Origin of the sequence: Pseudomonas sp. LG1D9, from assembly GCF_002949995.1 — a bacterium.
Lineage (GTDB): Bacteria > Pseudomonadota > Gammaproteobacteria > Pseudomonadales > Pseudomonadaceae > Aquipseudomonas > Aquipseudomonas proteolytica.
This window is the reverse complement of the sequence record NZ_CP026881.1, coordinates 2,751,899-2,773,337: the sequence shown is the minus strand read 5'-3', so window position 1 is coordinate 2,773,337 and position 21,439 is coordinate 2,751,899. Positions and strand designations below refer to the sequence as shown.

The window sequence follows — 21,439 nt, the reverse complement described above, 5'->3', positions numbered from 1 at the left end:
ATTGTGGAATAGCCAAACAAGCTCGGAGCTTATGACCAGTAGCACAACGGCAGGCAATGCCCACCTGGACGCGTCCACCCAGCCGCCTCAATTGCGGGTTACCGGGGACTGGACGCTGGCCCACTACAGCGCCCTGAAAAAGCTCTCGGCAAGCCTCGACGGCCAGTACGACGCCAGCACCCGCGTCGACCTCAACGGCCTGGGCGCATTGGACACTGCCGGCGCCTCGTTGCTGGTGGAACTGCTGGGCCCGGAGCGCATTGAGCATTCGGCCGAACAAACCGACTGCAGCCTGCCCGCTGCCGACCGGGCGCTGCTCAAGACCGTCTACCGCTCCCTGAATGATTTTTGTGTGCCGGTCAAAGAGCCGCAGCAAAACGCCGGTATCCAGCTTTTGGCACGCATCGGCCGCGCGGTGGATACCGTCTGGCAAGACGCGATGACCCTGCTGGGCTTTATCGGCCTGATTCTCGAAACCTTCGCTCGCGGCGTGTTCCGGCCCAAGCGCTGGCGCCTGACGCCGATGGTGGCGCATATCGAACAGACGGGGCTGGATGCCGCGCCTATCGTCGCCTTGCTGACCTTCTTGGTGGGCGCGGTGGTCGCGTTTCTCGGCGCCACGGTGCTGGAGAGTTTCGGCGCAAGTATTTTCACCGTAGACCTCGTGGCGTTTTCCTTCTTGCGGGAGTTCGGTGTCCTACTCACCGCGATCCTGATGGCCGGCCGCACCGCCAGCGCCTTCACCGCACAAATTGGCTCGATGAAGGCCAACGAAGAAATCGACGCGATCCGCACCATGGGCCTCGACCCCATGGAGTTGCTGGTACTGCCACGCGTCCTCGCGCTGCTGGTGGCGCTGCCGATGCTGACCTTTCTCGCGATGATTTCAGGCATTGTCGGCGGCGGCGTGGTGTGCGCCGTGGCCCTGGATATTTCGCCGGCGATGTTCCTCTCGCTGCTGCAATCGGACATTGGCGTCCAGCATTTGCTGGTGGGGCTGGTCAAGGCACCGTTCTTCGCCTTCCTGATCGCGGCCATTGGCTGCCTGGAAGGCTTCAAGGTCAGCGGCAGCGCCGAATCGGTCGGCGCCCACACCACCTCCGCAGTGGTGCAATCGATTTTCGTGGTGATCGTGCTCGACGCGGTAGCCGCATTGTTCTTTATGGAGATGGGCTGGTGAGCCGTTTACAACGAGCGCCCAGCGAGGCGGTGATCGAAGTCCGTGGCCTGTGCAACCGCTTTGGCCCGCAGAGCGTGCATGAAAACCTCGACCTGGATCTGTACAAGGGCGAGATTCTCGCCGTAGTGGGCGGCTCGGGCAGCGGCAAGTCGGTGCTGCTGCGCAGCATCATCGGCCTGCGTCAGCCCAGCGAAGGCCAAGTGCGGGTATTCGGCCAGGACTTGCCGAGCCTCTCAGAACACGAGCGCTCCCTGGTGGAACGGCGTTTCGGCGTGCTGTTCCAGAAAGGCGCGCTGTTCTCCTCGCTGACGGTCACGGAAAACGTCGCCCTGCCACTGATCGAACACGCCGGCCTGAGCCGCGCCGATGCCGAGCATCTGGCGGCAGTCAAGCTTGCCCTGGCCGGGCTGCCATTGTCGGCGGCCGACAAATACCCGTCCTCGCTGTCCGGCGGGATGATCAAACGTGCGGCCCTGGCCCGCGCCCTGGCCCTCGACCCGGACATTTTGTTTCTCGACGAACCGACCGCTGGCCTCGACCCCATCGGCGCGGCGGCATTCGACCAACTGATCCTGACCCTGCGTGATGCCTTGGGCCTGAGCGTGTTGCTGATCACCCACGACCTCGACACGCTCTACACCATCACCGATCGCGTGGCCGTGCTGGCGCAGAAAAAGGTGCTGGTGGCGGATGCCATCGATGTTGTCTCGGAAACGGACGACGCCTGGATTCACGAATACTTTCATGGCCCTCGGGGCCGCGCGGCATTGGATGCCGCTCAACCGCTCAACGAGGTATGACATGGAAACCCGAGCCCATCATGTGATGATCGGTCTGTTCAGCGTGATAGTCGTGGTCGGCGCCATGCTGTTCGGCTTGTGGCTGGCCAAATCCAGCGTCGACAGCGCGTTCCAGGATTACGAAGTGATCTTCAACGAAGCGGTCAGCGGCTTGTCCCAGGGCAGCGCGGTGCAGTACAGCGGGATCAAGGTGGGTGACGTCACCAGTCTGCGCCTGGACCCGAAAGACCCGCGCCGCGTACTGGCACGTATCCGCCTGGCCGGCCAGACGCCGATCAAGGAAGACACCCAGGCCAAGCTGGCGTTGACCGGCATCACCGGCACCTCGATCATCCAACTCAGCGGCGGCACCCCGCAAAGCCCCGAACTCAAAGGCAAGAACGGCAACCTGCCGCAGATCACCGCCTCGCCATCGCCCATTGCCCGGCTGCTCAATAACAGCAACGACCTGATGACCAGCATCAACTTGCTGCTGCATAACGCCAACCGCATGTTCTCGCCCGATAACGTCGACCGCTTGAGCAGCACCCTGGCACACCTGGAGCAGACCACCGGGGCCATCGCCGAGCAGCGCGGTGATATCAAGGTGGTGATGCAGCAGTTGGCCCAGGTCAGCAAACAGGCCGGCGCCACGCTGGAGCAGACCACTGCGCTGATGCGCAACGCCAATGGCCTGCTCAACGACCAGGGCAAGCAGATGTTCGGCAGCGCCGAAGGGGCCATGCGCTCCCTGGAGCAAAGCACCGCGACTATCAACCGCTTGTTGGACGACAACAAGGATTCCCTGAACAGCGGCATGCAGGGCCTCAACGAACTGGCGCCTGCCGTACGCGAGCTGCGCGATACCCTGGGCTCCTTGCGCGCCATCTCCCGTCGCCTGGAAGCCAACCCCAGCGGCTATCTGCTGGGCAGTGACAAGAACAAGGAGTTCACGCCATGAAGCGTGCTTATAAAATGATCGTTCCGGTGGCCCTGGCGCTGGTCAGCGCCTGCTCGATCCTGCCCAAGGCCGACCCTTCCAACGTCTATCGCCTGCCCACCGCCCAAGTGACGGCCCACGGCAACCCGGTAGCCTGGTCGTTGCGCCTGGCCAAACCGCAAGCCAGCGAATTCCTCGACAGCCCGCGCATTGCCGTGGTGCCTCAGGGCGATTTGATCAGCAGCTATGCCCAGTCCCGCTGGAGCGATCCGGCGCCGGTACTGTTGCGCAACCGCCTGCTGGACGGCTTCCAGCGCGATGGCCGGGTGGCCTTGTTGAGCACTGATGACACCAATCTACAGGCGGACCTGGAACTGGGCGGGCAGTTGCAGGCCTTCCAGAGCGAGTACCGCGGCAGTGCGGTGGAGGTGGTGATCCGGCTGGATGCGCGATTGGTGCGTGGCAGTGACCAACGGATCGTGGCTGCCAAGCGTTTTGAAGTGCGCCAGCCGGTGAGTGATACCCAAGTGCCAGCGGTAGTGGCCGGGTTTGGGTTGGCGGGAGATCAGTTGACCAAGCAGGTGGTGGATTGGGTGGTGGCGCAGGGCAATACAGCACCTAAACGCTGAGGGCCTCATCCCAGGCCAGCGCCCACATTTGACTGTGTAAACAAATCAAAATGTGGGCGCTGGCTTGCCTGCGATAGCGGCCTGAAGCTTAGCCAAAGAACCAGTAGCAAACGGCAATCGCCGCCACCACGCCAGCAAACTCCGCCAGCAGCGCACACCCCACCGCATGCCGCGCGCGCTGGATGCCCACCGAGCCAAAGTACACCGCCAGTACATAGAAGGTGGTCTCGGTACTGCCCTGAATCGTCGCCGCCACCAGTGCCGGGAAGCTGTCCACGCCTTGGGTCTGCATGGTCTCGATCAGCATCGCCCGCGCCGCACTGCCGGAGAACGGCTTGACCATTGCCGTGGGCAAGGCGTCGACAAAGCGCGTGTCCAGGCCGGTCCAGGCCACCAGGTGGCGAATGCCTTCCAGACCAAACTCCAGCGCCCCGGAAGCGCGCAGCACGCCGACCGCACACAACATCGCCACCAGATACGGCAGCAGGTTCTTGGCGACGTCAAAGCCCTCTTTGGCGCCTTCGACAAACGCCTCGTAGACCTTGACCTTGCGCAACGCGCCAATCAGCAGGAACAGCATGATCAGGCCAAACAGCGTGAGGTTGCCAAGGATCGAGGACAGGCCCGCCAGGGCCGTGGCCGACATCGTCGCCAGCAAAGCCATGAAGCCGCCCAGTACCAGCGCGCCGGGGATCAGGTACGCCAGCACCACCGGGTCCCACAAGCGCAGGCGTTGCATCAGCGCCACCGACAGCAGGCCCACCAGGGTCGAGGCGCTGGTGGCCAGCAGGATTGGCAGGAACACCAGGGTCGGGTCCGGCGCGCCTTGCTGGGCGCGGTACATGAAGATCGTCACCGGCAACAGGGTCAGGGAGGACGCGTTAAGCACCAGGAACAGGATCTGCGCGTTGGTTGCGGTGTTGGGGATCGGGTTGAGCTCTTGCAGCGCCTTCATGGCCTTGAGGCCGATCGGCGTGGCCGCGTTATCCAGGCCCAGGCCGTTGGCGGCGAAGTTGAGGGTGATCAAGCCGATGGCCGGGTGACCGGCCGGGACTTCCGGCATCAAGCGCAGGAACAGCGGGCCCAGGGCCTTGGCCAGCCACTCGACGATCCCAGCCTTTTCGGCGATGCGCAGGAAGCCCAGCCACAATGTCAGGGTACCGAACAGCAGTACCATCACCTCCACCGACAGCTTGGCCATGGCGAAGATACTCTCCACCATCGCCGCAAAGATCCCGGCGTTTCCGCCCACCAGCCATTGCACCAGCGCCGATACCATTGCCACGACAAAGAAGCCAAGCCACAGGCCATTGAGCATCAGTCACACCCCTTTAAATATGTGGCGAATGATAGCGGGGCTGGCAGAAACGACAAACCCCGGATTTACCGGGGTTTGTGCGATTCAAGCGGCGCTCAGCCCTGGCTGGTCTCGCCAGCCGGCAGCGCGGTCTTGGTCCGCCAGTGTGGCAGGGAGTTCCAGTAGCGCTCGCCCTTGGCATCGTCGTACATACCTTCCCAGCGCGAGATAACCAGCACGGCCAGGGCATTGCCGATCACGTTCAGGGCGGTACGCGCCATGTCCATGATGCGGTCGACGCCGGCGATGAACGCCAGGCCTTCCAATGGGATGCCCACGCTGCCCAGGGTTGCCAGCAGTACCACGAAGGACACGCCCGGTACACCGGCGATACCTTTGGAGGTGACCATCAGGGTCAGTACCAGCATCAGTTGCTGGCCAACCGACAGATCGATGCCATACAGCTGGGCAATAAAGATCGCCGCGATGCTCTGGTACAGGGTCGAACCGTCGAGGTTGAACGAGTAACCGGTTGGCACCACGAAGCTGCAGATGGCTTTCGGTGCGCCGTAGGCTTCCATCTTCTCGATCACGCGCGGCAGCACGGTCTCGGAGCTGGCGGTGGAGTAGGCCAGTACCAGCTCATCCTTGAAGATGCGCATCAGCTTGATCACCGAGAAGCCAAACAGGCGGGCGATCAGGCCAAGAATCACGAAAGCGAAGAACAGGATGGCGACGTAGACCAGGATCACCAGCTTGGCCAGAGGCAGCAGCGAGGCGAAGCCGAAGTTGGCCACGGTCACGGCGATCAGGGCAAATACACCGATAGGGGCGTATTTCATGATCATGTGGGTGACTTTGAACATGCTCTCGGAAACGCCCTGGAACATGGTGACCAGGGGTTCGCGCAAGTCTGGCTTGAGGCTCGACAAGCCCAGGCCGAACAACACGGAGAAGAAGATGATCGGCAGCATCTCGCCACGAGCAACAGCGGCAAAGATGTTCGATGGGATCAGGTTGAGGATGGTCTCGATGAACGCATGCTCATGCTGCACCTCGGCGGCGGTCGCCTGGTACTTGGAGATGTCCACCGTACCCAGGGTACTCATGTCGATGCCGGCACCCGGGTGGAACAGGTTGGCCAACAGCAGGCCGACCACAATCGCAATGGTAGTGACCACTTCGAAGTAAACGATGGTCTTTACACCGATCCGACCGAGCTTTTTCGCGTCCCCTACACCGGCGATTCCGACAATCAGCGACGAAATCACGATCGGGATCACGATCATCTTGATCAGGCGGATAAAGATATCGCCCGCCGGCTGCAACACGTTGCTGATCCACCAGGCTTTTTCGGCGCTGAAGTGGTTGAGTACAGCACCGATTGCAATCCCTAGCACCAGACCGATGAGGATCTGCCAGGCGAGGCTTAGTTTTGCCTTCTTCATGTCATTACCCTTGTTTCAAGTGGACTCAGGCAGATGCGCCAGCTGGAACGCCCGGAAGCGAAAAAGTGTGAGCATCAGCCTCCGTAGAAGGTCACCGCAGTTGGCCGATATGGCTTACTGGCAAGCGAAAAAAGGCGCAACTATTCCCATGCGGGGGGGCATAGTCTAATGCCGTAAACGCCTACCCCATGCCGAATCGGCATGAGTTTTTGCAAATAAAACTGTCTGTTTGGTCAGTTCGAATGCGACATTTTGTCAGGCATACATGCCGTTAACCGGCCATTTCAGGCTCGCCTAGGGACGTTAGGCTTTTTTGTCGGCTGGAAAAAACTCGTGCAAATTCCTACGCATACCATCGAAAAACACGTCTGGCCGAAGACAAACTTTCTCGATAGATGGTCGCGATGTAACACCGCGAAACGGTTATGTTGAAGCAGAAGGGAATTTTGCAGCTATAGGCGGCATAAGCGCCTAGTGATGACTATCAAGCTCGCCGCAAGTCCGTCAGGCCATAACTGCCTGCGGACTTGCGTCGCAGCTTTTCTCCTGACCCGGCCCTTGCGCAGGCACTCCCTGTACCCGTAGGTCACGCCGATCCACCTTGATCAGAGCAACCCGGCCCCCTGGTCATGCACCGTCATCAGGCGGCGGTGCAAACGGAAACAGGCAGTTGGCCTGGTTCCATGTTGGCGAGGCCCGCAGAGGGGCCTAGTACCAATTCGGATCTTTCTTCAGTTGCTCCATCAGCAACTTCTGCATGCCTTCATCGGGCTTACCGATGAAGCGATAGTCCGCATGCCGTGTTGGCGACTTGTCCGCCGGAAGCCCGGCAGGAACTTCGACCAACATCGCGTAGGCATCGTCCTTATCCATGCTGAACGCGACGATCAGACGTTTATTAAGGCAGGTGTCGGCCGTTTCACACAGCGGCCCTACCAAATACCCGTCACCGTCTTCCGTTACTGCGTTCATTTGCTCAGACATGCCCGACAGGTTGATCACCCATTCAGGCAGACGCTCTTCCTTCTTGACCACGCCCTGCCAGGTTTCGCGATACTGCGGGTCGGCATTGAGCAGCTCATTGGCCCGCGCCTGGCCGTCATTGGCGGCCATGGCCAAGCCACTGCCGCCCAACAGCAGGGCGGCAGCAAGGGTTTTGAAAGACAAGTTGGCCATGTTCAGCCTCGACCGCGGCGGCCAAAGAAGAAGGAAGCGATGAACATCACCAGGAAAACGACAAAGAGAATCTTGGCGATACCCGTAGCGGTGCCCGCGATACCACCGAAGCCCAGGACTGCAGCCACAATGGCAATGATCAGGAATGTGATTGCCCAACTCAACATGGTGATTCTCCTCATGCGTCTATAGAAGTGACTGCTGTGTAGCCATCCTGTCGCACCCAACGGGGCGCCAGGTTCGTGCCTAGAACACCCAGCGTTCCTGGATCGGTTCGTCGTACAGGGCGATGTCCTGTTCAACCGCCATCATGCGTGGAGCGGTGACTTCAGCGCTGCTGCTGCCAACGGAACGGAAATGGGTCTGCGTCATGGGTGCGCGCTCGAACTGCGGGGCGGACTGTTGGCTCTGCTGCCAATGTTGCAATTGCTGACCACCGATCAAGGTCACCATCAAGGCGAGGCTGGCGAACAGCCCCTGTTGAAGGCGCAGTGGCGATACACGCAATGGCTTGAGGCTTTGGCGAGTCATCCTGAATATCTCCCGCATGTTGTTTTGTTCGTTATCACGCTTGTAGGAGAGGTATTGCAGAGTGCATGCCAGTTTTTTAATCAGATAAACATCAATAAAATCAGGTATTTGCAATATTGATCGGTTTCTTCCCAGCAGCATCCTGCACGATGCGCCTATCCTCACCGTGCGAAATGCACGATGGTCAGTGGTCGGTTCAAGGGATCAGAGCGGGCTGCAGGACTGCCGAAGGGTCAAGAAGGGTGAAAAACACGCTGCCTAGGCATGTAAGTAGGAACGGTCTCAGATAGCTGCGCGATTGGGCTTTGAATCAATCAGAATAAACCATGCAACTTGCCCGATTATTCCGGGACTAACCAAGATCAATCATTTTTACTTAAGGAGCGCGGGACAGATGGAATCAGCCAAGGAACTTCAAGGCCGCATTCTTTTAGTGGACGACGAGTCCGCAATCCTCCGCACCTTCCGTTACTGCCTGGAAGATGAAGGCTATACCGTGGCCACCGCCAACAGCGCGGCCCAAGCCGATGCCCTGCTGCAACGCCAGGTCTTCGACCTGTGCTTCCTGGACCTGCGCCTGGGCGAGGACAATGGTCTGGATGTACTGGCGCAGATGCGTATCCAGGCGCCCTGGATGCGCGTAGTGATCGTCACCGCTCATTCGGCCGTGGATACGGCCGTGGATGCGATCCAGGCAGGCGCGGCCGATTACCTGGTCAAGCCTTGCAGCCCGGACCAACTGCGCCTGGCCACCGCCAAGCAGCTCGAGGTGCGTCAGTTGTCGGCACGCCTGGAAGCGCTGGAAGGCGAAGTGCGCCAGCCCAAGGATGGCCTCGACTCCCATAGCCCGTCGATGATGGTGGTGCTGGAGACCGCCCGCCAAGTGGCCGGCACCGACGCCAATATCCTGATCCTCGGCGAGTCCGGCACCGGTAAAGGTGAGCTGGCCCGGGCTATTCACGGCTGGAGCAAAAGGGCGAAGAAGTCCTGCGTCACCATCAACTGCCCATCCCTGACCGCCGAACTGATGGAAAGCGAGCTGTTCGGCCACAGCCGAGGGGCCTTTACCGGCGCTAGCGAAAGCACCCTGGGCCGGGTCAACCAGGCCGACGGCGGCACGCTGTTCCTCGACGAGATCGGCGACTTTCCCCTGACATTGCAACCCAAGTTGCTGCGTTTTATTCAGGACAAGGAATATGAGCGGGTCGGCGACCCGGTCACCCGCCGCGCCGATGTACGTATCCTGGCGGCGACCAACCTGAACCTGGAAGACATGGTGCGCGACGGGCGTTTTCGCGAAGACTTGCTGTATCGCCTCAACGTCATCACGCTGCACCTGCCACCCCTGCGTGAACGTAGCGAAGATATCCTCGCCCTCGCCGACCGCTTCCTCGCGCGCTTCGTCAAAGAGTACGCGCGGCCAGCTCGCGGCTTCAGCGACGAGGCCCGCGAAGCACTGCTGAACTACCGTTGGCCGGGCAATATCCGCGAACTGCGCAACGTGGTGGAGCGCGCGAGCATCATCTGTGCCCAGGAGAAGGTCGAAATCAGCCATCTGGGTATGGCCGAGCAGCCGACCAATAATGCACCGCGCATCGGTGCGGCGCTGAGCCTGGATGAGCTGGAAAAGGCCCATATCGGCGCCGTCCTGGCCACCAGCGACACCCTGGACCAGGCAGCCAAGACCTTGGGCATCGATGCGTCGACGCTGTATCGCAAACGCAAGCAATACAACCTGTGAGCTGTACCTTATGAAGCTGGCGATGAAACTGCGCACGCGGCTGTTCCTGAGCATTTCTGCGCTGATCACCGTGGCGCTGCTCGGGTTGCTGCTGGGGCTGGTGAGTGTCATGCAAATGGCCAAGACCCAGGAATCCCTGATCCGCAGCAACTTCATTACCTTGGATCTGGGGCTCAAGCTGCGCCAGAGCCTGGGTGACCAACTGATTCTGATGCTTCACGACACCCCAGACCCTGTGGCGCTGAACAAGGCCAAGCAGCAATACTTCAAGCTGTTGGACGAGGGCGTCGCCCACGAAATGAGTGTCGCCAGGGTCGGCGGTTTCTCTCAAGCCAAGGCCGATTACCTGACGTTCCTTGAAGCGTTCGAAGAAAACGAAAGTACGCCGCCGTCCCTGCGCAATAACGAAAAACTCACCACCAGCTTCAACGTCTTGCGCAATGGGCTGATCAGCGAACATAAAAGAGCACTGGAAAACATCAACGACACCGAAAGCCAGTCTCGCGAACGCGCCCTGTGGATTGCCGGGCTGCTCGGGCTGGTGGGCCTGGCGGTGCTGATCATCGGCTTCATCACCGCCCATGGCATTGCCCGGCGCTTTGGCGGGCCCATCGAAGCCCTGGCCAAGGCGGCCGATAAAATCGGCCAGGGAAATTTTGATGTCACCTTGCCGATTTCTTCGGCGGCCGAAATGAACCAACTGACCCGGCGCTTCGGCATCATGGCCGAAGCCCTGCGTCAGCATCAGGCAACCAATGTCGACGAATTGCTCGCCGGCCAGCAACGCCTGCAGGCTGTACTCGACAGCATCGACGACGGTTTGCTGATGATCGACCGCCAAGGGCGCCTGGAGCATCTCAACCCGGTCGCCCAGCGCCAGTTGGGCTGGGACGAGAGCCGCCTGGGGCAGGGCCTGGGTGAAGCGTTGCAACGGCCCGAACTGGATGAGCAACTGCACCTGGTGCTGCGTGGCGGCAACCTGGAACACGCACCTGACGACCTAGAAGTTGAGGTCGAGGGTGAATCACGCCTGTTGACCTACAGCATGACGCCCGTCAGCCACCACCAAGGGCATATTCTCGGCGCCGTGATGGTGTTGCATGACGTTACCGAACAGCGGGCCTTCGAACGGGTGCGCAGCGAATTTGTGCTGCGTGCTTCCCATGAGTTGCGTACGCCAGTCACCGGTATGCACATGGCGTTCGGCCTGTTCCAGGAACGGGCGAAATTCCCTCCTGAGTCTCGCGAAGCCGACCTGTTGAATACGGTCAACGAAGAAATGCAGCGCCTGATGCAGTTGATCAACGACCTGCTCAACTTTTCCCGCTACCAGAACGGCCTGCAAAAACTCACCCTGGCGCCTTGCGACATCAATGATCTGCTTGAACATGCCCGTGCGCGCTTTGCTGAACTGGCGAATGCGCAAAACATCGACCTGCTGGTAGAAGCGCAAGCGCAACTGCCCAGGTTGCATGCCGACCAAGCGCAATTGGAGCGGGTCCTGGACAACCTGCTCGGCAATGCCCTGCGCCATACCAGCGAAGGCGGGCAGATTCGCCTGCAGGCGCGGCGCCATGGCGAACGGCTGATCATCAGCGTCGAAGACAACGGCGAAGGCATCGCCTACGGCCAGCAGGGTCGGATTTTCGAGCCTTTTGTCCAGGTAGGCCGCAAGAAAGGCGGCGCCGGCCTGGGGCTGGCGCTGTGCAAGGAGATCGTGCAGTTGCACGGTGGCCGCATGGGAGTCTATTCCCGGCCGGGGCAGGGTACGCAGTTCTATATGGCGTTACCGTTGTAACTAAGAGCCTGTCGTGGGAGGCGGGCTTAGGGCTGCTACGCAGCCCAACGGGGGACTAGCCCCCTCGCCACATTTACCGTGCCCGCCGGCCAAAGCTCCTCTTGTGGCGAGCGGGCTTGCCCCGCGCTGGGCCGCGCAGCGGCCCCAATAAGGTCGGTGAGTTTTTCAGATAAACCGAGTGGCAGGCTTAGGGCTGCTACGCAGCCCAACGGGGGACTAGCCCCCTCGCCACATTTACCGTGCCCGCCGGCCAAAGCTCCTCTTGTGGCGAGCGGGCTTGCCCCGCGCTGGGCCGCGTAGCGGCCCCAATAAGGTCGGTGAGTTGGCCGGTTTGGGGCGCTACGCAGCACAGCGAGGGACTAACCCCCTAGTCAACAACCCCACTTAGCGGTGGTTCAACACCCGCAGGATCGCTGCGCTTTGCGCATCCGGCGTGCCGTCGTACAGGGCCGGCCGGAAGCGCATCTGGAACGCGGCTAGCACACGCCGAGTCGCCACATCCAGCTCGCCGGTCTGCGGCGTGGAATACCCCAGGCGTGCCAACTCTTCCTGGAACCAGGTAATGCTTGGCAGTTGCCTGGCGTACTCGGCCTGATACCGCGCGACCGCCTGGGCCTCGGGCCAGACCCCCAAGCCTTCATCCGCCAGGCGCTTCCACGGGAACAAGGGGCCCGGATCAAGTTTACGACCGGGGGCGATATCGCTATGCCCAATAATGAACTTAGGGTTGATCCGGTTGCGCTGGCTGATGTCCTTGAGCAAGGTCACCAGGGACTGGACCTGCGCTTCGGAGTAGGGATACCAGACGCGCCCGGTGGGCGTATCGCGGTAGCCCGGGTTGACGATCTCGATACCAATGGAGCTGGAGTTGAGCCAGGTACGCCCCATCCATTCACTTTCCCCGGCATGCCAGGAGCGCTTGTCCTCATCCACCAGTTTATAGATGGTCGCACGGGCGTCGTCGCCAATCAGGTAGTGGCTGCTGACCTGGCCTTTGGTCAATAGCGCCAGCGAACCTTGAAGGTTGGTCGCGGTGTAGTGCAGCACGACGAACTGGATACGGTTATCGAAGTTCACCGAAGGGTGGGTGGTATCCAGACGCGGGCCACTCGCACAGCCGGCGAGGGTGAGGGACAGAAGAGCAGCAACGAGAAATTTCATGGCAACAGACAGTACGCTAAAGACGATAATGCAACAGTGTAACGTACCGTTTGCCGTTCAGCGGCAGGCTTACAAAATGGAACAACTTTTCAGGCCGCCTGCACCTGATTGCGTCCCGCCGCCTTGGCCCGATACAAGGCTTCGTCTGCACGCTTGAGTGCCAGGTCGCTGCGCTCGCCCGGCTGAAACTGCGCCATGCCGATGGACATGGTGATGGTCACCCGCTCGCCCTTGAAGTGAAACGGGCACGCCTCGATCGCTGCACGCAGGCGCTCGCCCAGTTCCAGCGCATCGCCCAGCGCCGAATCCGGCATCAGCAGGACAAACTCCTCACCGCCAAACCGCGCGATGAAATCCGTCGGCCGCAGGCGTTTGTTCAATACATTGGCGATGATCTTCAACACCTTGTCGCCCGCCAAATGGCCGTAGCTGTCGTTGATGCGCTTGAAGTGGTCAAGGTCCAGCATCGCCAGTGACAGACTGTTGCCCTGTTGATGCCAGGTATTGACCTCGTACTCCAGGCGTTCGCTCCAGGCCGCACGATTGGGCAAGCCGGTGAGCGGGTCGATCAGCGCTTTCTGGCGCTGGACCTCGAGATGATCACGATAACCCTGGGCCTCCTGCTCCATGCTCGCCACGCGCTCGGCCAAGCCCTGCAGCCGTGCGGCCACTTCATGTTCGCGCTGGTCACGCTGCTTTTGATGCTCGTCCATCGCGCCCAGCAGCCCCTCAAGATGACTCTCCAACACTTGCTTGAGGTCATCGAGGTCAGCCGCTTCCTGGACACTGCTTTGCAAGCCATCCATCTGCTCACGGATTTGCGTATCCATCTCGCGCGCGGCGCTGCGGCTGTCGGCGTGCCCGTCGCTGGCCGCTTGCAGATTGCTCTGGAAGGCCTCCAGCCGCTCGTTGAGACGCTTGAGGTAGGCCTCGAATTCATGCTGGCCGCTATCGGTAATAGCCAGCATCAATACCGCCAGGTCATCGAGGATCGGCAGCAATTCGTACCAGTTCAACCCATGGGCCAGGCGTTCGCGCATGGCTTCGGCCTGGGGTCGATGGTGCTCGGGCAGGTCGAGGTCGCCCAACAGGCCGAGCAGGGTGTCTTCGATATGCTTGGCGACGGAACTGTAGGATGGCTCTGGCGAGTCGGGCAGGGCGTACAGCACCTCGCCATCCATCGCGTCAGGGTCAACCTCCGCCGATTCATCCTCCAGCACCGGCGGCAACGACAGGCTGCCGATCGCCGTCGGTTGCGGCGCCTCTGGCAGGGCCTGGGGCGCCGCAACCACTGCAAGCGCAGGTTCAGGCGGCGGGGCGAGAATGACTTCGGCGGGCTGGCGCGGCTCCTGTGTTTCCAAGGCCGCGGCAGGCATCTCAACGGGCAATAACCGGGTCGTAGCAGCCTGCGGCGGTGCTGCCACGCGCTCCTCGATATCAATCTCGGGCGCAACGGTCAGCGCCGCAGGCGCAGCCTCCGGCACTGGCTGCTGCGGTGCCTGTGCTTGAGGTGCAAAAGCACGCAGCGCCTGTGCCAGCTCGGGCGCATCCTCAACGGCCTGGGCGGCCGGACTGGTTTCTACCGCAGGGGCGGGCCGGGAGACCGGGGAAACAGCAGGCTCAGCCGGCGCTACCTCTGTACCCGCCTCCTTGCCACCAAACAGGCGCTGCAACAGGCCTGGCCGAGCAGGTTCGTCATCCGACTCAAGATTACTCAGGGCCTGCCCTTGAAGCCCGCTCAACTCACTGAGCAGCAGGGGGATTTCCCGCGCCTGGCCGACGCGGCTGTCCAACTGCTTGGCGAAACTCTTCAGCGGGCGGCTGACTTCCCGCGGCAAGGGCAGCGCCTGCAGTTGCGCAACCAGCGCGGTCAGCGCCGTACTGATCTGATCAACCCGCGTTTCACGGCGCTGCTCGGAGTCCAGTACGGCCTTTTCCAGGCGTGGCAACAGGGCGGCGAGCGCGGCGTCCATGTCATCGCTGCGCACCACATCGCGCATCTCTTTCATACACTGGTCGACCGCCCGGTCCGTGCCTTCGGCCGCCAGCGTGCTGCGCACCAGCCCACGGCGCAGCAAGTCGAGGCGCGCAGCCCAACGGCGTTCGAGCTTTTCTTGTTGCTCGATGCTTAACAGGTATTTCTCTTTCCAGCGCTGGGCTTCGTCGCTCATGCAAGGGATCCGCGAGGGCCGGGGCTCAACGCGGGTAATGCATCAGCCGTGAGCGAACCCGGCAGACGAATCTCTACCGCGACCGGCAGGTGATCGGAAATGGGCTGGGCCAGTACCTGCACGCTTTCCAGGGTCAAGGTCGGGCTTAACAGGATGTGGTCAAGACAACGTTGCGGGCGCCAGCTGGGGAAAGTGGCTTCGACCTGTGGCGCCAGCAGCCCGAGGTCGCGCAACGGAGAATTCTCCAACAGGTCACTGGCGTGGGTGTTCATGTCCCCCATCAGCACCTGGTGTTTGTAATCGCCAATCAGCTCACGGATATAGGCCAACTGCATGGTCCGGGTACGCGCCCCCAGCGCCAGGTGCATCATGACCACCACGAGCGCCTCGGGCCCTTCGCCAAAACGCACGAGAATTGCCCCACGCCCTTTTGGGCCGGGCAGCGGGTGATCCTCGATCGCCCACGGCTTCAAGCGGCTGAGCACACCATTGCTGTGCTGGCCCAAACGACCGAGGTTGCGATTGAGTTGCTGGTACCAGTAGGGGAATGCACCGAGCTGGGCCAGATGCTCGACTTGATTGATGTAGCCCGAACGCAGGCTGCCGCCATCGGCCTCCTGCAGCGCCACCAGGTCGAAGTCGCCCAGCAGGTCGCCAATCTTTTGCAGATTGCCGGCCCGCCCCGTGTGGGGCAGCAAATGCTGCCAGCCACGGGTCAGGTAATGACGGTACTTCTCGGTGCTGATGCCAACCTGGATATTGAAGCTCAGCAAGCGCAGCCGGCTGTCCGCCGGCAGGCCGGTGGACGTGAGATGGTGTTCGTTGACCTGCGGATCATGCAGGCCAACGACGCGTTCTGTACCCCAGCGACGCATGGCGAGCCCCTTACTTGGCTGCGCGCTCTTTGGCGATCAACTGGTCGGCAACGTTGAGGGTCGCTTCAGGACCACCGGTAGAGCCGAGGTCAAAGCGGTATTTGCCGTTGACGATCAGGGTTGGAACGCCTTGCACGCCGTATTTCTGCGCGAGTTCCTTGGCCTGCTTGATCTGGCCCTGGATAGCGAAGGAGTTGAACGTGGCGAGGAACTTGTCCTTGTCTACGCCCTGGGTGGCGAGGAAGTCGGCCATTTGATCAGGCTTGGTCAGCGGCTTGCGATCCTTCTGGATAGCTTCGAACACGGCATTGTGGACCTTGTGCTCTACACCCATGGCTTCCAGGGTCAGGAACATCTGGCCGTGGGCGTCCCAAGGACCGCCGAACATGGCAGGAATGCGCTTGAAGTTCACGTCCGACGGCAGCTTCTCGGCCCAGGGATTGATGGTTGGCTCAAAGGAATAGCAATGCGGGCAGCCATACCAGAACAGCTCTACGACTTCGATCTTGCCCGGCACCGCAACCGGTACCGGATTGGCCAATTCAACATAGGTCTTACCCGCTTCAAGCGGCACGTCGGCGGCTTGGGCGGTCATGCCGAACAGGCTGGCACTGACGAGAGCGGCGCTGAGGATCAGATTACGCATGCTTTACTCCTGGACAAATAAAGTCGCCTCGCGCGACCTTTTTTATGACAGGTCTACACGGGCATGAGTTCGTTAGTGTAACGGTAGCGACCACAAAAAAGGGCGGCCTAAGCCACCCTTTTTATGCTTGCATCGACAGATTAATCGAGCGTTAACGTTGCCCAGGCAACCTCAGGCCATCTGCGCCTTACTTATGCAACCCCTGGATGTAGCTGGATACCGCAGCAATGTCTTCGTCGCTCAGTTTGCGGGCGATGGTGCGCATGGTCATGGCATCGCCATCGTTGCTGCGACCGACTGTAGGGTCTTCCTTACGGAAATCCGTCAGTTGCTTGGCAATGTACTGGGCGTGCTGGCCACCCAGGTGCGGGAAGCCTGCTGCAGCGTTACCCGAACCATCCGGGGAGTGGCAGCCGGTACAGGCAGGCAGGCCTTTTTCCAGGTTGCCGCCACGGAAGAGTGCTTCGCCGCGCTCGACCAACGCTTTATCGGCAGCACCCACACTGCCGGTCTGGCTGGCGAAATATGCGGCGATATCATCCAGATCCTGATCGGTGAGGTTGGTCAGCATGCCGGTCATTTCCAGGACCGTTCGCTTGCCATCCTTGATGTCGTGCATCTGCTTCTTCAGGTATCTCTCACCCTGGCCCGCCAGCTTTGGAAAGTTGGGCGCCGGGCTGTTGCCGTCCGGTCCATGGCAGGCACCACATACAGCGGCCTTTGTCTGGCCAGCAGTAGCGTCACCTGCAGCATGGGCAACACCAGTGATGCCCAAGGTCAACAGCAGACTCACGATCAATTTGTTCATCAGCTAATCCAATTACGGCTAAAGGTTATAGAGTTATGAACCGGGTCTACTCGCTCATCAAAATAATGATGGCCTGGTAATCCTCGGCACGGCATTCCATGCACAAACCACGCGACGGCATCGCCTTGAAACCCTGGGTCACGTGCTGCACCAGCGTATCCATGCCTTGCGCCAGTCTCGGCGCCCAGGCTGCCTGGTCACCCCGCTTGGGGGCCGTTGGCAGCTGTCCGGCATGGCAAGCCGCGCAAACGCGGTTGTACATAGCTTCCGGATCCTGTGTAGCCTGCGCACTGTAAAGTGGTACCAGGACACCGACAGCTAGCAGCCACTTGGTCATACGTCGACCTTTTCAGGGTTTGGAAGCGTTATGCGTTCTAATGCGCAATAAAGGTCTATCGCTCCCGTGAACTTCATCCTTCGCTGGGACAAAGCACACACAAAATCTGCGGCATTATATACTGGCGCTACTGAAACGGGAACGACACTACTTGCCGCACCCATTCCCGGCACCGCCCACATCGGAAATCCCATGCAACTCAAGAACCCCATCCTCGGTCTGTGCCAACAGTCCACCTTCATGCTCAGCGCCGCCAAAGTCGACCAATGCCCCGACGACGAAGGCTTTGAAGTGGCCTTCGCCGGGCGCTCCAACGCTGGCAAGTCCAGCGCACTCAACACCCTGACCCATGCCAGCCTGGCTCGTACCTCGAAAACCCCAGGTCGCACACAGCTCCTCAACTTCTTCAAGCTAGACGATGATCGGCGTCTGGTCGACCTGCCGGGCTACGGTTACGCGAAAGTACCTATCCCACTGAAGCTGCACTGGCAGCGTCACCTGGAAGCCTACCTGGGTGGCCGCGAAAGCCTGAAAGGTCTGATCCTGATGATGGACATCCGTCATCCAATGACCGATTTCGACCTGCTGATGCTCGATTGGGCGGTTGCCAGCGGCATGCCGATGCACATTTTGCTGACCAAGGCCGACAAGCTGACCTACGGCGCCGCCAAGAACACCTTGCTCAAAGTGCAGGCCGAAATCCGTAAGGGTTGGGGTGATGCGATCACGATCCAGCTGTTCTCGGCGCCCAAGCGCATGGGCCTGGAAGACGCCTATACCGTACTGGCAGGCTGGATGGAATTGGCCGACAAGGGCACAGAAATCGCCGAGTGACTTTGTTGCGGGCAAAAAAAATCCCGAACTTCGTATGGGGAGGGGAAGTTCGGGATCTAAGTACTCCGGACCGCTAGGGCGGGGTCCAGATATCTGCCAACACTTAACACAACATAGGAGCATTGAAGGGCTTCACCACCCATTCAGTAACTCTGAGTGACTTTTCATGGGTTAAGTTCCGGTGCCCGGGAAAACTATTGGAAATAACTGTCGGCAGTTTCCGATCTATAGGCGTCGCTGCGACTTGATGCCGCAGCAACGCCCTGTGATCAATGCGCCTCGTCCCAGTTATTCCCCACCCCAACCTCAACCAGCAGCGGCACATCCAGTTTCGCAGCACCACTCATGTGCTCACGAATCTTCTCGCTGACTTCAGCCACCAGGTCTTCACGGACCTCGACCACCAATTCATCGTGCACCTGCAGGATGACCTTGGCGTCCAGCCCCGACTCCGTCAGCCAGCTGTCAACCTTGACCATCGCTTTCTTGATGATATCGGCGGCCGTGCCCTGCATCGGCGCGTTGATCGCGGTACGTTCGGCGCCCGCGCGCTCCTGGGGTTTGTTGGAGTGGATGTCCGGCAGGTACAGCCGGCGCCCGAACAGGGTTTCCACGTAACCCTGATCGGAAGCCTGGGCGCGGGTGCGCTCCATATACTCGCGCACGCCTGGGTAGCGAGCGAAATACACATCGATATAAGCCTTGGCGGTCTTGGTATCGACACCGATATCCTTGCCCAGCTTCTGCGCGCCCATACCGTAGATCAGGCCGAAGTTGATCGCCTTGGCGCTGCGGCGTTGATCGGATGTGACCTCGCCCAACTCGACCTTGAACACCTCGGCCGCCGTGGCCGTGTGCACATCGAGGTTGTCGCGGAACGCGTTCAGCAAGCCCTCGTCCTTGGACAAGTGCGCCATGATCCGCAGTTCGATCTGCGAATAGTCCGCCGCCAACAACTTGTAGCCCTTGGGCGCGACGAATGCCTGGCGGATCCGCCGGCCTTCGGCGGTGCGCACCGGAATGTTCTGCAGGTTCGGATCACTGGACGACAAGCGCCCGGTGGCCGCCACGGCCTGGTGGTAAGAGGTGTGGATCCGCCCGGTACGTGGGTTGATCTGCTCTGGCAAGCGGTCGGTGTAGGTGCTTTTGAGTTTGCTCATGCTACGGTACTGCATCAGTACCTTAGGCAGCGGGAAGTCATCTTCAGCCAGCTTGGCCAAGACTTCCTCGGCGGTCGAGGCCTGGCCCTTGCCGGTTTTCTTCAATACCGGCAGACCGAGCTTTTCGTAGAGGATCGCCCCCAACTGCTTGGGTGAACCCAGGTTGAACTCCTCGCCGGCGATCTCATACGCCTGGCGCTCCAGTTCCACCATCTTGTTGCCCAGCTCGATGCTTTGCACGCCCAGCAGCGCGGCATCGACCAAGGCACCCTGGCGCTCAATCCGCGCCAGCACCGGCACCAACGGCATCTCGATATCCGTCAACACACTGGCCAGGCTCGGCAGCGCAGCGAGTTGTGCGTGCAAGGCCAAGTGCAGGCGCAGGGTCACATCGGCATCTTCAGCCGCGTAGGGGCCTGCCTGTTCCAGGGGGATCTGGTCGAACGTGAGTTGCTTGGCGCCCTTGCCGGCAATGTCCTGGAAGCTGACGGTGTCATGCTCCAGGTACTTCTTGGCCAGGCTGTCCATGTCGTGACGGGTCGCGGTGGAGTTCAGCACATAGGATTCGAGCATGGTGTCGAAGGCGATGCCGCGCACGGTGATGCCGTGTGCCGGGTCGCCGCCGATGGCGCAATTGGCCAGGATATTCATGTCGAACTTGGCGTGCTGGCCCACCTTGAGCTTTTGCGGGTCTTCCAGCAGCGGCTTCAAGGCCAGCAGTACCGTATCGCGATCCAGTTGCTCAGGTACGCCGATGTAGGAGTGGGTCAGCGCAATGTAGGCCGCTTCATTGGCCTGTACCGCAAACGAAACCCCTACCAGCTGCGCCTGCTGGGCATCGACACCGGTGGTTTCGGTATCGAAGGCAATCAGCTTGGCGTCATTGAGCTTCTTCAGCCACACGTCAAAACGGGCCTGGTCGAGGATGGTTTCGTACTGCGCTTCGACCGGGGCCAGCGTCTTTGCGGCCTCAGGCTCAGCCGAAGGCTGCACCGATGCTACGTCGGCAGCCGCTTTAAGCTCGACCCGCTTGGCATCGCGCTGAATCTCATCGATCCAGCTCTTGAACTCCAGCAGGGTGTACAGCTCCAGCAGCTTTTCACGATCAGGCTCGATCAAGTGCAAGTCTTCCAGGCCAACCTCCAGTGGCACGTCGACCTTGATGGTCGCCAACTGGTAAGACAGGAATGCCATCTCTTTGTGTTCTTCCAACTTGGCCGGCAGGGTCTTGGCCCCACGGATCGGCAAGGTCGGGACAATGTCGAGCTGCTCGTAAAGCTCTTTAAGGCCGCCGTTCACACCCACCAGCAAACCCGAAGCAGTCTTAGGACCAATCCCCGGAACGCCAGGGATGTTGTCGGAGGAATCGCCCATCAGCGCCAGATAATCGATGATCTGCTCGGGAGCGACGCCGAATTTCTCCTTAACGCCGTCGATGTCCATTGCACTACCGGTCATGGTGTTGACCAAGGTAATGTGCCCATCGACCAATTGCGCCATGTCCTTGTCGCCGGTAGAGATCACCACCGGGCGGTCAGCGGCCGCGCTGCTGCGGGCCAGGGTGCCGATCACATCGTCCGCTTCAACGCCTTCGACGCACAGCAGCGGGAAGCCCAGGGCAATTACGCTCTGGTGCAGCGGCTCGATCTGCACGCGCATGTCATCGGGCATGCTCGGGCGGTTGGCTTTGTATTCGGCGTACATGTCATCGCGAAATGTCCCACCCTTGGCGTCGAACACCACCGCGAACGGGCTGTCCGGGTACTGCTTGCGCAGGCTTTTGAGCATGTTCAGCACGCCCTTGACCGCACCGGTCGGCAGGCCTTTGGACGTGGTCAGCGGCGGCAGCGCGTGGAAGGCGCGGTACAGATATGAAGAACCGTCCACCAGGACGAGGGGGGCTTGGCTCATGAGCAGGATCAACCTTT

The 21,439-nt window shown here is 60.7% G+C and carries 19 protein-coding genes; 7 read left to right on the top strand and 12 right to left on the bottom strand.

The annotated features are described in order from the left end of the window. Positions 1 to 31 precede the first annotated feature (31 nt). The 4 genes from C5F71_RS13390 to C5F71_RS13375 are packed head-to-tail and all read left to right on the top strand — an operon-like array spanning position 32 to position 3,528. Positions 32 to 1,180, top strand: a complete 1,149-nt coding sequence (locus C5F71_RS13390; protein WP_029290394.1) for an ABC transporter permease — start codon at positions 32 to 34, stop codon at positions 1,178 to 1,180. After that, a complete protein-coding gene (locus C5F71_RS13385) occupies positions 1,177 to 1,980 on the top strand; it encodes an ABC transporter ATP-binding protein (RefSeq protein ID WP_070995502.1) in 804 nt (267 codons plus the stop codon). Before C5F71_RS13390 ends, C5F71_RS13385 begins: the two co-directional genes overlap by 4 nt. Before the next feature lies 1 nt (position 1,981). Next, the gene (locus tag C5F71_RS13380) at positions 1,982 to 2,920 is read left to right on the top strand and encodes an MlaD family protein (RefSeq protein ID WP_029290391.1); all 939 of its coding nucleotides are present in this window, start codon (positions 1,982 to 1,984) and stop codon (positions 2,918 to 2,920) included. Continuing rightward, positions 2,917 to 3,528, top strand: coding sequence for an ABC-type transport auxiliary lipoprotein family protein (locus tag C5F71_RS13375; protein ID WP_029290386.1), 612 nt, complete (start codon positions 2,917 to 2,919; stop codon positions 3,526 to 3,528). The genes C5F71_RS13380 and C5F71_RS13375 overlap by 4 nt, the downstream gene beginning before the upstream one ends. Positions 3,529 to 3,616: 88 nt before the next feature. Here C5F71_RS13375 and C5F71_RS13370 read toward each other — a convergent pair whose 3' ends face one another. The 5 genes from C5F71_RS13370 to C5F71_RS13350 form a co-directional block, all read right to left on the bottom strand. Beyond that, complete coding sequence (locus C5F71_RS13370; RefSeq protein WP_029290384.1) at positions 3,617 to 4,846, bottom strand: nucleoside recognition domain-containing protein; 1,230 nt, start codon at positions 4,844 to 4,846, stop codon at positions 3,617 to 3,619. Between the two features lie 95 nt (positions 4,847 to 4,941). Then, positions 4,942 to 6,273, bottom strand: a complete 1,332-nt coding sequence (gltP, locus tag C5F71_RS13365; protein ID WP_029290382.1) for a glutamate/aspartate:proton symporter GltP — start codon at positions 6,271 to 6,273, stop codon at positions 4,942 to 4,944. Between the two features lie 708 nt (positions 6,274 to 6,981). Continuing rightward, positions 6,982 to 7,449 carry an inhibitor of vertebrate lysozyme family protein gene (locus C5F71_RS13360; RefSeq protein WP_104911288.1) on the bottom strand — a complete coding sequence of 156 codons (468 nt, stop codon included), beginning with the start codon at positions 7,447 to 7,449 and terminating at the stop codon, positions 6,982 to 6,984. A 2-nt stretch (positions 7,450 to 7,451) separates the two neighbouring features. Continuing rightward, the gene (locus tag C5F71_RS13355) at positions 7,452 to 7,616 is read right to left on the bottom strand and encodes a DUF1328 domain-containing protein (protein ID WP_003170804.1); all 165 of its coding nucleotides are present in this window, start codon (positions 7,614 to 7,616) and stop codon (positions 7,452 to 7,454) included. A 79-nt stretch (positions 7,617 to 7,695) separates the two neighbouring features. Next, the gene (locus C5F71_RS13350) at positions 7,696 to 7,980 is read right to left on the bottom strand and encodes a hypothetical protein (RefSeq protein ID WP_104911287.1); all 285 of its coding nucleotides are present in this window, start codon (positions 7,978 to 7,980) and stop codon (positions 7,696 to 7,698) included. A gap of 394 nt (positions 7,981 to 8,374) precedes the next feature. Between C5F71_RS13350 and algB the strand changes: the two genes are divergently transcribed. Then, a complete protein-coding gene (algB, locus tag C5F71_RS13345; RefSeq protein ID WP_029290372.1) occupies positions 8,375 to 9,721 on the top strand; it encodes a sigma-54-dependent response regulator transcription factor AlgB in 1,347 nt (448 codons plus the stop codon). 10 nt (positions 9,722 to 9,731) lie between these two features. After that, positions 9,732 to 11,519 (top strand): KinB sensor domain-containing domain, encoded by a 1,788-nt coding sequence (locus C5F71_RS13340; protein WP_029290370.1) that lies wholly within the window; start codon positions 9,732 to 9,734, stop codon positions 11,517 to 11,519. A gap of 384 nt (positions 11,520 to 11,903) precedes the next feature. On the opposite strand, the gene C5F71_RS13335 is transcribed toward C5F71_RS13340, so the two are convergent. From C5F71_RS13335 to C5F71_RS13310, 6 genes are all read right to left on the bottom strand, one after another. Continuing rightward, on the bottom strand, positions 11,904 to 12,680 hold the full coding sequence (locus C5F71_RS13335) for an N-acetylmuramoyl-L-alanine amidase (protein ID WP_104911286.1): 777 nt from the start codon (positions 12,678 to 12,680) through the stop codon (positions 11,904 to 11,906). 89 nt (positions 12,681 to 12,769) lie between these two features. Then, complete coding sequence (locus C5F71_RS13330) at positions 12,770 to 14,851, bottom strand: diguanylate cyclase (RefSeq protein ID WP_104911285.1); 2,082 nt, start codon at positions 14,849 to 14,851, stop codon at positions 12,770 to 12,772. Next, positions 14,848 to 15,726 (bottom strand): endonuclease/exonuclease/phosphatase family protein, encoded by an 879-nt coding sequence (locus C5F71_RS13325; protein WP_029290363.1) that lies wholly within the window; start codon positions 15,724 to 15,726, stop codon positions 14,848 to 14,850. Before C5F71_RS13325 ends, C5F71_RS13330 begins: the two co-directional genes overlap by 4 nt. A 10-nt stretch (positions 15,727 to 15,736) precedes the next feature. Next, the gene (gene dsbA / locus C5F71_RS13320) at positions 15,737 to 16,372 is read right to left on the bottom strand and encodes a thiol:disulfide interchange protein DsbA (RefSeq protein ID WP_092232514.1); all 636 of its coding nucleotides are present in this window, start codon (positions 16,370 to 16,372) and stop codon (positions 15,737 to 15,739) included. A gap of 187 nt (positions 16,373 to 16,559) precedes the next feature. After that, positions 16,560 to 17,180, bottom strand: coding sequence for a cytochrome c (locus C5F71_RS13315; RefSeq protein ID WP_104911284.1), 621 nt, complete (start codon positions 17,178 to 17,180; stop codon positions 16,560 to 16,562). Positions 17,181 to 17,226: 46 nt separating this feature from the next. Beyond that, a complete protein-coding gene (locus C5F71_RS13310; protein WP_104911283.1) occupies positions 17,227 to 17,517 on the bottom strand; it encodes a cytochrome c5 family protein in 291 nt (96 codons plus the stop codon). A gap of 192 nt (positions 17,518 to 17,709) precedes the next feature. On the opposite strand from C5F71_RS13310, the gene yihA reads away from it, so the two are divergent. Then, positions 17,710 to 18,351, top strand: coding sequence for a ribosome biogenesis GTP-binding protein YihA/YsxC (yihA, locus tag C5F71_RS13305; RefSeq protein ID WP_029290354.1), 642 nt, complete (start codon positions 17,710 to 17,712; stop codon positions 18,349 to 18,351). Positions 18,352 to 18,620: 269 nt separating this feature from the next. Here the strand turns inward: yihA and polA are convergent, their stop codons facing one another. Next, a complete protein-coding gene (gene polA, locus C5F71_RS13300; RefSeq protein WP_104911282.1) occupies positions 18,621 to 21,422 on the bottom strand; it encodes a DNA polymerase I in 2,802 nt (933 codons plus the stop codon). Positions 21,423 to 21,439 lie beyond the last annotated feature (17 nt).

Excerpts from the sequence above, each read along its gene's own strand:
- C5F71_RS13390 (WP_029290394.1), top strand. The coding sequence starts at position 32 with ATGACCAGTAGCACAACGGCAGGCAATGCCCACCTGGACGCGTCCACC.
- C5F71_RS13380 (WP_029290391.1), top strand. The coding sequence starts at position 1,982 with ATGGAAACCCGAGCCCATCATGTGATGATCGGTCTGTTCAGCGTGATA.
- C5F71_RS13375 (WP_029290386.1), top strand. The coding sequence starts at position 2,917 with ATGAAGCGTGCTTATAAAATGATCGTTCCGGTGGCCCTGGCGCTGGTC.
- C5F71_RS13370 (WP_029290384.1), bottom strand. The coding sequence starts at position 4,846 with ATGCTCAATGGCCTGTGGCTTGGCTTCTTTGTCGTGGCAATGGTATCG.
- gltP (WP_029290382.1), bottom strand. The coding sequence starts at position 6,273 with ATGAAGAAGGCAAAACTAAGCCTCGCCTGGCAGATCCTCATCGGTCTG.
- C5F71_RS13360 (WP_104911288.1), bottom strand. The coding sequence starts at position 7,449 with ATGGCCAACTTGTCTTTCAAAACCCTTGCTGCCGCCCTGCTGTTGGGC.
- C5F71_RS13355 (WP_003170804.1), bottom strand. The coding sequence starts at position 7,616 with ATGTTGAGTTGGGCAATCACATTCCTGATCATTGCCATTGTGGCTGCA.
- C5F71_RS13350 (WP_104911287.1), bottom strand. The coding sequence starts at position 7,980 with ATGACTCGCCAAAGCCTCAAGCCATTGCGTGTATCGCCACTGCGCCTT.
- algB (WP_029290372.1), top strand. The coding sequence starts at position 8,375 with ATGGAATCAGCCAAGGAACTTCAAGGCCGCATTCTTTTAGTGGACGAC.
- C5F71_RS13340 (WP_029290370.1), top strand. The coding sequence starts at position 9,732 with ATGAAGCTGGCGATGAAACTGCGCACGCGGCTGTTCCTGAGCATTTCT.
- C5F71_RS13335 (WP_104911286.1), bottom strand. The coding sequence starts at position 12,680 with ATGAAATTTCTCGTTGCTGCTCTTCTGTCCCTCACCCTCGCCGGCTGT.
- C5F71_RS13330 (WP_104911285.1), bottom strand. The coding sequence starts at position 14,851 with ATGAGCGACGAAGCCCAGCGCTGGAAAGAGAAATACCTGTTAAGCATC.
- C5F71_RS13325 (WP_029290363.1), bottom strand. The coding sequence starts at position 15,726 with ATGCGTCGCTGGGGTACAGAACGCGTCGTTGGCCTGCATGATCCGCAG.
- dsbA (WP_092232514.1), bottom strand. The coding sequence starts at position 16,372 with ATGCGTAATCTGATCCTCAGCGCCGCTCTCGTCAGTGCCAGCCTGTTC.
- C5F71_RS13315 (WP_104911284.1), bottom strand. The coding sequence starts at position 17,180 with ATGAACAAATTGATCGTGAGTCTGCTGTTGACCTTGGGCATCACTGGT.
- C5F71_RS13310 (WP_104911283.1), bottom strand. The coding sequence starts at position 17,517 with ATGACCAAGTGGCTGCTAGCTGTCGGTGTCCTGGTACCACTTTACAGT.
- yihA (WP_029290354.1), top strand. The coding sequence starts at position 17,710 with ATGCAACTCAAGAACCCCATCCTCGGTCTGTGCCAACAGTCCACCTTC.
- polA (WP_104911282.1), bottom strand. The coding sequence starts at position 21,422 with ATGAGCCAAGCCCCCCTCGTCCTGGTGGACGGTTCTTCATATCTGTAC.